This is a genomic window from Lentzea sp. JNUCC 0626 (assembly GCF_043632865.1).
Lineage (GTDB): Bacteria > Actinomycetota > Actinomycetes > Mycobacteriales > Pseudonocardiaceae > Lentzea.
In genome coordinates this window covers 1,546,012-1,558,332 of the sequence record NZ_CP171635.1, presented here as the reverse complement: position 1 = coordinate 1,558,332, position 12,321 = coordinate 1,546,012, and the positions used below count along the sequence as shown (strand labels likewise).

The 12,321-nt window shown below is 69.1% G+C and carries 11 protein-coding genes and 1 pseudogene; 7 read left to right on the top strand and 5 right to left on the bottom strand.

All coding sequences use genetic code 11. From position 1 onward, the window contains the following. Positions 1-111: 111 nt before the first annotated feature. A complete protein-coding gene (locus tag JNUCC0626_RS07060) occupies positions 112-366 on the top strand; it encodes a hypothetical protein (RefSeq protein ID WP_394618853.1) in 255 nt (84 codons plus the stop codon). A 35-nt stretch (positions 367-401) separates the two neighbouring features. Here the strand turns inward: JNUCC0626_RS07060 and JNUCC0626_RS07055 are convergent, their stop codons facing one another. Continuing rightward, positions 402-2,102: a hydrogenase maturation protein gene (locus JNUCC0626_RS07055; protein WP_394618852.1), complete on the bottom strand. Its 1,701-nt coding sequence runs from the start codon at positions 2,100-2,102 to the stop codon at positions 402-404. Positions 2,103-2,585: 483 nt separating this feature from the next. Between JNUCC0626_RS07055 and JNUCC0626_RS07050 the strand changes: the two genes are divergently transcribed. Further along, positions 2,586-4,064: a family 43 glycosylhydrolase gene (locus JNUCC0626_RS07050; RefSeq protein WP_394618851.1), complete on the top strand. Its 1,479-nt coding sequence runs from the start codon at positions 2,586-2,588 to the stop codon at positions 4,062-4,064. Between the two features lie 47 nt (positions 4,065-4,111). Here the strand turns inward: JNUCC0626_RS07050 and JNUCC0626_RS07045 are convergent, their stop codons facing one another. Then, complete coding sequence (locus JNUCC0626_RS07045) at positions 4,112-4,666, bottom strand: amidohydrolase family protein (RefSeq protein WP_394621985.1); 555 nt, start codon at positions 4,664-4,666, stop codon at positions 4,112-4,114. A 194-nt stretch (positions 4,667-4,860) separates the two neighbouring features. Between JNUCC0626_RS07045 and JNUCC0626_RS50520 the strand changes: the two are divergent. Continuing rightward, positions 4,861-5,530, top strand: a pseudogene (locus tag JNUCC0626_RS50520) (IclR family transcriptional regulator). A 22-nt stretch (positions 5,531-5,552) separates the two neighbouring features. Then, on the top strand, positions 5,553-6,422 hold the full coding sequence (locus tag JNUCC0626_RS07025; RefSeq protein ID WP_394618848.1) for an HpcH/HpaI aldolase/citrate lyase family protein: 870 nt from the start codon (positions 5,553-5,555) through the stop codon (positions 6,420-6,422). A gap of 42 nt (positions 6,423-6,464) precedes the next feature. On the opposite strand, the gene JNUCC0626_RS07020 is transcribed toward JNUCC0626_RS07025, so the two are convergent. After that, positions 6,465-6,944, bottom strand: coding sequence for a hypothetical protein (locus tag JNUCC0626_RS07020; protein ID WP_394618847.1), 480 nt, complete (start codon positions 6,942-6,944; stop codon positions 6,465-6,467). Between the two features lie 56 nt (positions 6,945-7,000). Here JNUCC0626_RS07020 and JNUCC0626_RS07015 point away from each other — a divergent pair, with 56 nt between their 5' ends. The 3 genes from JNUCC0626_RS07015 to JNUCC0626_RS07005 are packed head-to-tail and all read left to right on the top strand — an operon-like array spanning position 7,001 to position 8,141. Beyond that, positions 7,001-7,300 carry an ArsR/SmtB family transcription factor gene (locus JNUCC0626_RS07015; RefSeq protein WP_394618846.1) on the top strand — a complete coding sequence of 100 codons (300 nt, stop codon included), beginning with the start codon at positions 7,001-7,003 and terminating at the stop codon, positions 7,298-7,300. After that, positions 7,297-7,773 carry an SRPBCC family protein gene (locus JNUCC0626_RS07010; RefSeq protein WP_394618845.1) on the top strand — a complete coding sequence of 159 codons (477 nt, stop codon included), beginning with the start codon at positions 7,297-7,299 and terminating at the stop codon, positions 7,771-7,773. The genes JNUCC0626_RS07015 and JNUCC0626_RS07010 overlap by 4 nt, the downstream gene beginning before the upstream one ends. Beyond that, positions 7,770-8,141: a hypothetical protein gene (locus JNUCC0626_RS07005; RefSeq protein ID WP_394618844.1), complete on the top strand. Its 372-nt coding sequence runs from the start codon at positions 7,770-7,772 to the stop codon at positions 8,139-8,141. The genes JNUCC0626_RS07010 and JNUCC0626_RS07005 overlap by 4 nt, the downstream gene beginning before the upstream one ends. Here JNUCC0626_RS07005 and JNUCC0626_RS07000 read toward each other — a convergent pair. Both JNUCC0626_RS07000 and JNUCC0626_RS06995 read right to left on the bottom strand, forming a co-directional pair. After that, a complete protein-coding gene (locus JNUCC0626_RS07000; protein WP_394618843.1) occupies positions 8,128-10,935 on the bottom strand; it encodes a discoidin domain-containing protein in 2,808 nt (935 codons plus the stop codon). The genes JNUCC0626_RS07005 and JNUCC0626_RS07000 overlap by 14 nt on opposite strands. Continuing rightward, positions 10,914-12,317 (bottom strand): glycoside hydrolase family 43 protein, encoded by a 1,404-nt coding sequence (locus tag JNUCC0626_RS06995; protein ID WP_394618842.1) that lies wholly within the window; start codon positions 12,315-12,317, stop codon positions 10,914-10,916. The genes JNUCC0626_RS07000 and JNUCC0626_RS06995 overlap by 22 nt, the downstream gene beginning before the upstream one ends. Between the last annotated feature and the right edge of the window lie 4 nt (positions 12,318-12,321).

Sequence of the window (12,321 nt, the reverse complement as noted above, 5' to 3'; positions counted from 1 at the left end):
GCGCCGTGCTGCGGGACGCACTGCTCAGCGCCGCTGCCCGGCGCCCGGAAGATCGAGTTCTCCACCCGCACCTCGTTCGACGGCAAGTGCACCTACGGCGCGCTGGAGTGCGTGGTCGAGTCACCGTCGGTGCGCTACGAGCGGTTCGAGGACGCCCACACGGTCGTGCGGGCGGCGGACGACAAGGAGGTGACGGTCCGGGGAGGCCTGGCGGTCGGCCGGGACGTCCTGCGCACCGCCGCCCTGGCCGCGCACCCGCCCTCGGACGACGAGCTGCGGGCCATGCTGCCGCCGGAGCGATCGTCCACACCGGACCGTTCCCCGATGTGGCTGGCCCGCGAGGTCGCCCGCTTCCTCTTCGGGTGATGGCGGGAGTCACCCGACCAGCCGCCAGGTTCAGCTCAACGCCCTGCTGGTGTCCACAGCGCTGGGGCCGCCAGCTGAACCGCTCGTTGCGGTGCGATGTGCGGTGGCGTCGAGGTCGGCTTCTGCTTGGTGACGAAGGCGTGGCGCTTGGCGGCGAACCCGCGACGGTCGTCGAAGATGTCCCGGCACATCTCGGCGAGTTCCATCGTGCGGTACGTCTCCAATGGACGGTTGCGTTCGTCTTCCGCGCGTCGCGATCGCTTGTCGTTCAAGAGCTCTTCGTACCTGTTGTGCGCGGCGAGGTTCTCGGCGTAGCGGAGGACCGCTGCCTCGAACTCCTGCGGTTGCCCTTCGAGCATCTCGTCGGCGAGACCGGTGCGGAGCGCGGTCATCGCGCTCATCGGCAGGCAGCTCTCGGTCATCGACCACGCTTGGAGTTCGCCCACGCGCCGGGGCAGGACGTACGTCCAGTACTCCGAACCGAACAGCCCCATCGTGCGGTAGTGCGGGTTCAGCACGACTCCGTCGCGGACGAGCACGCGGTCGGCGCCGAGCGCCAGCATCACGCCTCCCGCTCCCGCGTTGCCCGCCACCGAGGCCACCACCAACTGGCGGGTGCAGGTGATGATGGTTCGGCACACGTCGTCGATGGCGTTGATGTTCCGCCACGCCTCGCCCGCCGGATCCGCCGCGGTCTCGATGACGTTGAGGTTCAGGCCGTTCGAGAAGGCCTCTCCGCCGCGGAGCACCAGGACCTTGGTGTCCTGGTCACTCGCGTGCTGCAGCGCGGCGGCGAGGCGTTCGCACTGCGTGGTCGACATCGCGCCGTTGTAGAAGCCGAAACTCACGACGCCCACGTCGCCGACGCGGTGGTAACGGATGTCCTCGTCCGCCGGGATTTCGGAAGACAGCGGGATGTTCACGCCGTGTTGTGCCAACGCGGTGGCGGCGGGCAGCTTCACGCTTCCCCTGACGCGCACATGGCCGACCCACAACGCGCCGTCGCCGGTGCGGACCAGCACCTCGTCGTGACGTCGCGCAACGATCGTGCCGGGCTCGCCGGTGGTCGTGGCTCCTGGCCGAGCGTCGAAGATCGACAAGTCGACGCCCGCGAGTGCGGTGCGCACGCCGGGTGAGCCGTCCGCGGCCCGCACTCGGCGCAGGATCTCCTCGGTGGAATCCGTCCAGGAGAACTCGCGGTCTGCCTGTCGCATGGTCGGCCGCAGCCTGCCCCACGCGTCGGTTCTTCGGTGGAGCGGCGTCGGTCTGAACATCGGATCGGCGGCTTTGCGGACGACCTCGAGCGCCAGTTCGACCGCGGCGTCCGCGATCAGGCCGTTGTACAGAGCGCTCTTGCGGGGCGGGCTCGCCGGGACCGCGAACGTGCGGGTGCCCCAGATCGGGCCGGCGTCCATCTCCTCCTCCGCCTGGAGCGCCGTCATCCCCCAGATCGGTTCCGCCTCGGCGATGGCCCAGTCCAGCGACGACGAGCCCCGATCGCCCACCGGGCCGGGGTGCAGGACGACCGTGCGGTGCCGGCTCCAGATGTCAGCGGGGATCCGTTCGCGCAGGAACGGGCAGAGGATCAGATCCGGAGCGACCGACTCGACCGCGGTGCGCATCAGGTCCTCGCTGAGCGCGAACTCGACGCTCACCTCGTGCCCGGCCTCCCTGAGCTCGAGCCAGACTCGCTGACACAGACCGTTGAAAGCCGAACAGAGCAGCAAGATCCGCAACGGTACCTCCGCGACATTTGATCAAGACGAGGCTTCGCGCCAATTCGAGGAATCCAGGCTCTGCAAAAGTGAGCCGGGCTCGGAACGCTCTACTGTGAGTGGCTGAATGCAACCCTTTCGACTCAGCAGAACGATCGGAGAGCGGAGCTTACGTGCGGATCCTGACGCGCACAACAGGTCCGAAAAAGCACACATGCACCCAACCACGAAGTGTGAAAGGCCGGTCGCGCTCAGTTCAGCACCACTCTGAGTAGAGCGAATAACCGGGTCCGACTAAATGAGCACAGGCCAATCGCAATCTCCACCGGCAATTGTTCCGCGATCATTTTGCCAAGGCCGCAGCGGAATCTCGTCGAATCTTCTCCGTTCAGCTCGACCTCAATCGCAACAACGCCGGGGCTGGACAGTCGCGCACAGAGAGTGTTTGGATCGATGCACGACGTGATTTACAACGTTGTAAACACCCTGCAGATTGGACGAGACGTGACGTCAAAGATCGTCGTGACGGCCTTGGCGCTCTCCCTGCTCGGCGGCGTGCCCGTGGCCGCCGCACCCGCACCGCCCGACTTCTCGACGGCCGAGGCCGGCAACCCCTTCGTCGACGGGTGGTACGCCGACCCGGACGTCGCGGTCTACGGCAACCGGTACTGGGTCTTCCCCACCTCGTCGCGCCCCTACGACGAGCAGACCTACCTCGACGCCTTCTCCTCGACCGACCTCGTCACCTGGACCAAGCACCCCGACGTCCTCACCAAGGCGAACATCTCCTGGGCCCGCCGCGCGGTCTGGGCCCCCGCCCCGATCGAACGCAACGGCAGGTACTACCTCTACTTCGGCGCCAACGACATCCAGAGCAACTCCGAACTCGGCGGCATCGGCGTCGCCGTCGCGGACCGCCCGGAAGGCCCCTACCGCGACGCCATCGGCAAGCCGTTGATCAGCCAGTTCGTCAACGGCGCGCAGCCCATCGACCAGGACGTCTTCATCGACACCGACGGCCAGGCGTACATGTACTACGGCGGGTGGGGTCACGCGAACGTCGTGAAGCTCAACGCGGACATGACGAGCCTCGGCACGTTCGCCGACGGCAGCACGTACAAGGAGATCACCCCGGCGAACTTCACCGAGGGCTCGCAGATGTTCAAGCGCAACGGCAAGTACTACTTCATGTGGTCCGAGGACGGCTGGACCGGCCCGAACTACGCCGTGGCGTACGCGATCTCCGACTCCCCCACCGGCCCGTTCACCAAGCTCGGCCGCGTCCTCGCCCAGGACGCCGCCGTCGCCCGGGGTTCCGGCCACAACTCCGTGATCAACGTGCCCGGCACCGACATCTGGTACATCGTCTACCACCGTCGCCCGCTGAGCCGCTCCGGCGCCAACGACCGGCAGCTCGCCTACGACCGCATGACGTTCAACGCCGACGGCACGATCCAGCCCGTCACCATGCGGGTCGAGGACAACTTCGACGACAACAACGCCATCGGCTGGACCACACACGGCGGCACCTGGACGGCGAGTGGCGGGCGGTACGAGACCGGTGCGTCGTACGGCGGGAAGTCGTTGCTGGACACGAACTTCACCGACTTCGTGCAGGACGCGGACATCACGCCCCGGTCGGCGAACGGGGACAGCGGGGTCGTGTTCCGCGCCACGCAGGTGGCCACCGGCACGGACGCCTACCGCGGCTACTACGCCGGGATCACCGGCAACGGACGGGTCGTGCTCGGCAAGGCGGACAACAACTGGACGCAGCTCGCGTCGGCACCGGTGACCGTGCGGCCGAACGTCCGGCACCGCCTGCGGGTCGAGGCGGTCGGCTCATCGATCAAGGTGTACGTCGGCGACCTGACCACGCCGAAGATCTCCGTGACCGACACGAGCTTCTCCAGCGGTGCCAACGGAGTCCGCGTCTTCAACACCGGTGCCGCGTTCGACGACTTCGCTGTGGCGCATCGCTGATCGTGAGCTGAACCGGGCAGGGACGGACGCCCCGCCCGGTCGGGTGGTCAGCCCGTCGCGCCGACCGGACGGGACTGGTAGCGGCCGGACGGTTCACCGACGATCTTGCCGTCCTGCAGGACGCGGGTGCCGCGCAGGAACGTGTCGGTGACCTTGACGGTCAGTTCCTGCCCCTCGAACGGCGTGTACTCCTGGCTCGACTCGGAGTCTTCCGCCCGCACCACCCAGCGGTGGTCCGGGTCGACCAGGGCGATGTCGGCGTCGAAGCCGACGGCCAGGTCTCCCTTGTTGCGCAGGCCGTAGCGACGGGCGGGGGCGGCCGTGACGAGGTCCGCCAGCCGGCCCAGCGGCACGCCTCGGCGGCGGCCTTCGCTCACCAGGCCCGCCAGCAGGTACTCGGTGCCGCCGAAGCCCGACTTGACGGCGAAGACGTCGTCGCGGTGTTCGCCCTCGCCGAACTTGCGCTCGTCCTTGCAGCAGGCGTGGTCGCGCAGTGGTGGGTTGACCTTGCCTCCCAGGCCGCTCGCCGTGGTGTAGTCGGCGAGCAGGTGGCCGATGGTGACCTCGCGGCGGAAGTCGATGTGCGGGAAGGCTTCCGCCATCCGCACGGCGGCGTCCAGTGCCTTGCGGGAGGTCAGGTGCAGCAGGTTGATGTTGGCGAGGCCGGTCTCGTGTGCCAGGTAGGACGCGATCGTGATCGCCAGGCCTTCGGAGTGCGGCGGGCGGGAGGCCTCCAGGCCGGTCAGCCGCGGCGGCCACGCTGCGCGGCCGTCTCTGACAAACCGGAAGGACGGCCATGCAGGCGGTCGAGCGAGTCTCAGCGGTGCTGCTGAGCTTCACCGAGTCGAGCCGGGACCTCGGCGTCACCGAGATCGCGGACGCGGTCAACCTCCCCAAGAGCGCCGTGCACCGCATTCTCGAAGCGCTGACGAAGTCCGGGCTGCTCGCCAAGGACCAGGAGCGGGCCCGCTACAGCCTGGGCCCGAGGATGACGGAGCTGAGCCTCGCCTCCCTGGGCTCCATGGACATCCGGACGCTCTCGCAGCCGATCACGGAGGACGTCCGCGACGCCGTCGGCGAGACCGTCACCCTGAGCTTCGTCGTGGGCAGGGAACGCATGTACGTCGCCCAGGTGGAGAGCAAGCAGGACGTCCGCATGACCGTGGAGGTGGGCAGGCGTGGACCTCACCCCGTTGACGGACCGCACGATCCGCGACCGCACCACCCTGCGCGGAATGCTCGACGTGGACCGTCGCCGAGGCTTCTCCGTGAGCCACGGCGAACGCGAGCCCTACGCCGCCGCGGTGGCCGCGCCGATCGTCGCCAGAGGCAACCGCGCCATCGGCTGCTTCAGCGTGTGCGGCCCCCACGACCGTCTCAAGGACGCCGTGTCGGAGACCTTCGGCCCGGTGATCACCGAGGCCGCCGCGAAGATGTCCGCTCTGCTCAGCGGCAACAACGGCTGAGCCAGCCGGAAAGAGGTGCGCAATGCCCGACAGGACCGCGCCACCGGGACGGAGCTACCTCTACGTCCCCGGCCACCAGGACAGCCGCCACGCACGCGCACTGCACAGCGGCGCGGACGACGTGGTGGTGGACCTGGAGGACGCCGTCCCCGCCGACGCCAAGCACCAGGCCCGCGAGGCCTGCGCCCGGCTGCTGGCCGGCGACCTGACCGGCGGAGCCAGGGTGTGGGCGCGGGTCAACTCCCATCCCGCGCACCTGGCGGCGGACCTCGCCGCCGTCGTGTCCCCCGCTCTCACCGGCGTCTGGGTCCCGAAGGCAGAGCCCGCGCTGCTGGCCGAGGTGGACGAGAGGCTCACCTCACTGGAACTCGGCGCCGGACTTCCGGCCGGCGCTGTCGCGGTCATCGCGCTCGTGGAGACCGCGACCGGTGTGCTGCGAGCGGAACAGCTCTGCGAGGCCCCGCGGGTGGTGCGGCTCGGCATCGGAGCAGCCGATCTCGCGGGCGAGCTGCGACTGCGCCCCGACGCCGAGTCGAATCAGCTGCACGGCGTGCGCCTTACCGTCGTGCTCGCCAGCGCGGCCGCCGGCCTCGCACCCCCTGTGGGCCCAGTGGAGATCGCGCTGCACGACGAAGAGCGACTTCTTCGCTCCACGTCCTTGTTGTTGCGCCAGGGGTTCCGGGCGCGAACGGCACTGCACCCGCGGCAGGTTCCGGTGATCAACGCCGCCTTCACCCCCACTCCCGCGGAGGTCGAGGAGGCGACCGCGGTGCTCGCCGTTCTGGAGGAGGCGCGGCGGCGCGGGCAGGCGACGGCGGTGGACCCGGCCGGACGGCTGGTGGATCCGGCGGTGGTGCGCAGCGCGTGGGAGGTGCTCGACCGGGCTCGGTGAGCCGTCGACGTCGTGCACGACCGCTGTCTCGCGGCCGCGGCGTCAGTCGGTCGGCAGCGGGTCGGTCGAGCCCTCGGCCAACGCCTGCCTCACCTTGCCCATGATGCCCTTGACCAGCTCGCCGTAAGGGTCGTCGCCGAGAGCATCAGAAGCGGCTTCTGCCTTCTCGAGGAACTCGTGAGCGCTGGCCGCGTCGCCCAGTCGCCGGTGGTCCTCGGCGAGGCTCAGGTACAGCGACGGCAGGAACCCCCGAACCTGCAACGACTGGTCGAACTGCTGGGCGCGCTCGTCGCTCACACCGTCGACCGCGGCGAGGGCCCGCTCGTCCCACATCAGTTCGTCGCGTTGGCCGTCCTGCAGATCGGCCAGGAAGTGCGCGATCACGCAGCGGTGGAAGTCGTCGCCCCCGCCGGCCTCGACCTCGGCCCACATCGACTCCAGCTCCGCGCGGGCGGCATCTCGCTCACCCGCCTGCCCGCGCTGCACGATCGCCGTGACCTTGGCCATCAGGTCGTCTGCCATCCCGGTCTGCCTCCTTCGGTCCCACGGCCGACAGCGAACGTCCAGCCTCAACGCCATTGTCCCGCCACGATCAGCCGGACGTCCTGCTCCGCCTGGGCAGTGGCGGTGCGGCGAGCATCGGCGAGTTGGCGGAGCCCGCGGGGATCACGGTCACCGGGAAGGCCAAGCACGTGCGCGTGCTCGAGGACGCCGGACTCGTCGTCACGGAGAAGGTCGGGCGGACCCGGCAGTGCCGGCTCGGCGGCGAGCGGCTGGACGAGGCGATGGCGTGGATCGGGTTCTACCAAAGGCTTTGGGAACGTCGCCTCGACGGTCTGGACGCCTACTTCACGATGCGGAACGGAGAGCAGGGATGAGCGAGCAGGTGGCGGCCGAAGGGCTGGAGCTGCGCGTCGAGCGGTTGCTTCCGGCCTCGCCCGAGGACGTGTTCGACGCGTACACCGACCCGGAGAAGCAGAAGATCTGGTTCTCGATCCTGGACGAGAAGCCCAGGCTCGTGGAGATCACCACCGATCTGCGCGTGGGCGGGCACCAGGTCGCGGTGTGGGGACCCGACGAGCAGTCGCTGATCCGCGAGGTGCAGACGTTCCTGGAGATCGACCGGCCGCATCGGCTCGTCACGGAGTCGGTGGGGTCCGGCCCGGACGGCATGACCGTGACCACGCGCATCGTGGTCACGTTCGAGGCCCGCGGCGACGCGACGCTGATGAGCGTCGTCCAGACCGGGTTCCCCGTGCCGGAGGTCCGCGACTTCTTCGTGGGCGAGGTGTGGGTGGGCGCGTTCGACCGCATCGAGGCGTTCCTCGGGATCGGAGACGGCCGATCATGAGCGACCTCGTTGCCGCGGCACGGCTTCGGCGGCCGGGCGTCGTGGCCCTCACGGTCGTCGGCGCCGTTGTGATCAACCTGGTCATCTATGCGCTGGGGTCCGCGCTTGGGGCGAGCTTCGACTTCACCTCCGCTGCCGGAGCCGCGCACGTCGACGCTTTCACGCTCGCGGCCGTTCTCGCCCGCCGGCGGTGGGTCGTCCCGGTGGCGGCCGGGATCGCCGTGACGCTCGCGATCGTGACGGTGCCGGTCATGGTGTTCGCCGTCGACTTCGACACGGCGAGCGCGATCACCCTCACGGCGGCGCACCTGGCTGTCGGCGCTGCCGCCGTCGTCGGACTTCTGCTGCTGCGCCTCAGTAGACCTTGATCTCCGTGAGTCCCGTCTTGAAGCCACCGGCGTGGGTCAGCAGCACCCGGAGCCGTTGGGTGTTGACCGGGGTGAACTGGACGAGGTTGTAGTTGGCGCGGGGTGCGGAGGGTGTCCGCGCCTGCCCCGGCACGTCGGCCCACGCGCTGCCATTCCAGTACTGGACCTGGTACGACGCGGGCGCCCGGTAGCGGTTGCCCGCGCGGTCGTCGCGGAAGTACAGCCGTGTCTCGGAGACCTGGCGCTGCTGCCCGAGGTTCAGCTCGTACCAGTCGGTCGCGTTGGGTGAGCCCGCGGTGCCCCAGATCGGGTCGTTGGTCGGGAAGCCGTCCACCGCGGCGGCGGCTGACGTGCCGGACGCCGTGTAGGAGGCGGACGCGCCCTGGGCCAGGTTCGGCCTGGACGACGTCAGGTCCACTCCGGCCTTGGCGAACACGTCCACCGTCCGCGCGCCGCTCTGCACCACGTCCTGCGGGGCGCGCACGCCCGGAGCGGAGGTCTGGTAGGTCACCGCACCTCCTGCGGGAAGCGTGACCGAACCGGTCGCGGGGTCGTAGAGCACTCGGGTCAGCCGGTCCACCGTGAAGACGCGGTTTCCGTTGAGGTAGACCGAATAGCCCTGCGGGACACCGTTGTAGCGGGTGATGCCGTCGGACGGGTCGTCCCACACGACGCTGAGGTCGGCGTTGCGGTGCCTCAGGTTGTTGACCGCGAAGTGCGACCAGCCGATGGTGATGGGTGAGAGTTCGATCAACGCGTCGGTGCGCGGGCGGAGGCCCGCGACGTCCTCGATCACGGTCCAGTTGCCGCTGCCGAGGATGTTGTGGTGGATCCAGGACCGGTACTGGATCGAGCTGCCGTTCCAGTCGGCCCAGAACTCGTTGGCGTCCGGCCATTGCGTGTTGCCGCCGACGTACTGCGCCCAGGCGTTCCAGTAGAGCAGCTTCTTGTAGTCCTCCGCGTTCATCCACTGGTTCGGGTAGTTGCGCAGGACCGAGGAGTAGAGCCGGAACTGCACGGTCGAGTTGATCGTGGAGAAGTTGTTCGAACCGGGGTGGCCCGCCGCCGCGGCGGCCGCCTTGTCGCGCTGGTTCGCCGTGTAGAACGGGAAGACCGGGTACTCGGCCGCGTCGGCGAAGAGCCTCAGCGCCTGCTTGTACTGGTCGGTGTTCGGCATCAGGCCCACGGAGAACGGGTAGTAGTTGTTGATCTCCTTCCACGGCACGTGCGTGTTCGTGGCGACGTGCTTGTGCTCCAGCAGCTGCCGGGACGGGTTCCAGAGGGTGTTGACCACGCCGGTGCGGATGCGGTCGGCGAGCGTCTGCATCTCGGCGGCCTTCGCCGAGTTGCCCGCCAGCGCGTAGGCCTGGTGCGCGGCAACGGCTCCGCTCCACACGTACGCCGTCTCCGCCCGGTCCAGCCTGCCCGCGCGCCAGTCGAACGACACCGCGTCCGCGTCGTTGCCGGTCAGGGCGCCCCAGTCGTACTCGATGACGCCGTTGTTGTTGGTGTCGTAGAAGGAGAGCTGGCCTTTGGCGTCGCCCTCGGCGTAGCGGGCGAGGAGGGCGGCGATCGACGGCTGGCCGCCGTGGACCTGGTAGCTGCGCCACGCGGCCTCGGAGATGTACTGGGTGTAGGAGTTCGACCAGTTCTCCGGGTCGCCGGGGTTGTCCAGGAAGCGCCCGCCCTTGGACGTCTGCCCGGCGGAGAGCCACGGCCCGTAGGAGTACACGGGGTCGCGCAGGTACTTGAGGTCGTCGATGTGCATGGGCTGGGTGAGCACGATCGCGTTGTTGTAGCCGGTCGCGCCCTCGACCGAGATCGGGAACTGGTAGTCCTGGCCGGGGATGTCGACGTCGAGGTGGTTGAAGCGCATCAGCCACCAGCGGTAGTAGACGTTCTTCTTGATCGCCGCGTCCGGGACGTCGACGTACGGGATGTTGTCGGCCCACCAACGGTTGTAAGTGCGGACGTGGGCGGCGAACGCCGTCTCGGGCGAGTACCCGCGGTAGGCCTGGTACTCGGTCGACGACTCCGGGATCTCGGTCGTGAGGAAGCCCATGGCCACCTTGGTGGTGACGGTCTGCCCGGCGCCGACGGTGACCGACCGGCCCAGGCCACCGTTGCTCACCGCGAACCCGTCACCCGCCAGGCGCGGCCTGATCGTAGTGAGGTTGTTCTTCACCTGCCTGCTGCCGGTCAGTTCGGTGCCGCTCGCGGTCGTGGCGTACGGCGAGGTCGCGCGGAGCTGCAGCGTGGCGGGTGAGCCGCCGGTGTTGACGATCGCCAGGTTCGTGACCGCCACGTTGTTGTGCGTGATGAACTTGGTCATCTCGACCCGGAGCGAACCGCTGGTGAAGACACCCTTGTAGTGGCTGGGTTTCTGCACGCGGCCGGAGACCTGTTCGGTGAACGTGCCGGGTGAGACGGCGACCGAGTAGGCGTTCTGGCCGCTGATGTCGTCCCAGTACGCGGAACGACCGCCGAACCCGATCACCGACGGGTTGTGGGTGTACATGAACAGGCCGCGGCCGCGGGTCATCAGGAAGTTGCCCGCGGGGTCGTTGCCGGGGCGGGCGAGCAGCCGGTCCATCCAGAAGTCCGTGCCGCCGCTCTCGGCGTCGTAGATCGCCCGCATGGTGCTGCCGGTGCTGTAGCCCACCGGTGGCGCCGGGATCGACGGCCCGGTGAAGGTGGGATAGCCGATGGGCTGGGCGGCCGAGGCGGGGGTCAGTGCGGCCGCGACCAGCACCACGGCGAGCGCGGGCGCCGTCAGGCGGCGAAGGCTTGCCATTCCAGGACTCCCGTCGAGAAGCCGGTCCTGGCGGTGAAGCTCAGCCGCAACCGGGTGGTGGACACGGTGGGGAACGTGGTGGTGTTGAAGGTGTTCGCGGCCGTCCCGCAGGAACCGGGCAGGTCGGCGTAGGCGGTGCCGGTCCAGTACTGCAGGCGGCACGACGCGGGCAGGTCGATCCCCTGGTCGTCGTCGAACCAGTAGACGGCGCTGCGGCCGATCGACCGCGCGGACGGCCAGGTGTACTCGAGCCACTGCGTGCCCTGCTCGGGCCAGTTGCCGTAGACCGAACCCGACCGGTCCGCCGAACTCGACGGGGTCACGCCGTTGTTGACCGCCGCCGTGGTCTCCCACGGCGACACGGACGACGTGGTGACCGTCGCCGCCGGGCCGATGTTCGCGTTGCCACCGCCGGGGTTCGGCGGTGGGCCGGTCGTCGTCTGCACGACGCGCTGCAACGTGCCGTCGGCGTTGAAGTTCAGCAGGTCGACCGCGACGGATCGGCGGAAGTTGCCCCCACCGGGCGCCTGAGCGTTGTGGTAGATCATGTACCACTGGCTGTTGAACTGCGCGACGCCCGCGTGGTTGGTGGTCGAGGAGACCTGGCCGAGCACGACGCCGCGGTGCGTCCAGGGGCCCATCGGGTTCGTGGCGGTGGCGTAGCGCTGGCAGGCGTAGCTGGACGAAGTGACGCAGCCGTTGGTGTCGTTGGCCGCGTAGATCATGTAGTAGAGGCCGTTGCGCTTGAACAGGAACGGCGCTTCCCAGAAGTTCGTCAGGCCCTGGGGTGTGACGACCGCGCCGTCCAGCTCGATCATGTTCGGCTTGAGCTTCGCCGCCCGCGCGCCCCAGTAGCTGCCCCAGTAGAGGTAGGCCTGGCCGTCGTCGTCGGTGAAGACCGTCGGGTCGATGTTGAGCCCGGACGAGTTCGGCGTGCTGTCGCTGACCAGTGGCCCGCCCTTGGCGTCGGTGAACGGCCCGAGCGGGCTGTCGCCGACCGCGACGCCGATGTCCATCCACCCGGCGCCGTTGCCGTTGACCGAGGTGTACCAGTAGTACTTGCCGTTGCGCGGTTCCACCTCGCCGGCCCACGCGTCGGCGCCGGCCCAGCGGAACGTGCCGATGTTCGCCTTCGCGCCGTGGTCGGTCCACGTGGCGGCGTCGGTGGTCGAGAGGACGCGCCACTCGCGCATGAGGAAGTTCTGCTGCCCGGACGCGGCTTCGTCGCGTCCGGCGTAGACGTACATCGTGTTGCCGACGACCAGCGGTGCGGGGTCGGCCGTGTAGACGGAGGTGACGATCGGGTTGGCCGCGTGGGCGGGCGTTGCCACGACAACGCCCGCCACCAGCAAGATCGCGGCGCCCAGCAGGGTGGCGCGCATCGAT

What these genes read in the sequence shown, in the direction of transcription:
- JNUCC0626_RS07045 (WP_394621985.1), bottom strand. Translation starts at nt 4,666, where the DNA reads ATGGCGGAAGCCTTCCCGCACATCGACTTCCGCCGCGAGGTCACCATC.
- JNUCC0626_RS07025 (WP_394618848.1), top strand. Translation starts at nt 5,553, where the DNA reads ATGCCCGACAGGACCGCGCCACCGGGACGGAGCTACCTCTACGTCCCC.
- JNUCC0626_RS07020 (WP_394618847.1), bottom strand. Translation starts at nt 6,944, where the DNA reads ATGGCAGACGACCTGATGGCCAAGGTCACGGCGATCGTGCAGCGCGGG.
- JNUCC0626_RS07010 (WP_394618845.1), top strand. Translation starts at nt 7,297, where the DNA reads ATGAGCGAGCAGGTGGCGGCCGAAGGGCTGGAGCTGCGCGTCGAGCGG.
- JNUCC0626_RS07005 (WP_394618844.1), top strand. Translation starts at nt 7,770, where the DNA reads ATGAGCGACCTCGTTGCCGCGGCACGGCTTCGGCGGCCGGGCGTCGTG.
- JNUCC0626_RS07000 (WP_394618843.1), bottom strand. Translation starts at nt 10,935, where the DNA reads ATGGCAAGCCTTCGCCGCCTGACGGCGCCCGCGCTCGCCGTGGTGCTG.
- JNUCC0626_RS06995 (WP_394618842.1), bottom strand. Translation starts at nt 12,317, where the DNA reads ATGCGCGCCACCCTGCTGGGCGCCGCGATCTTGCTGGTGGCGGGCGTT.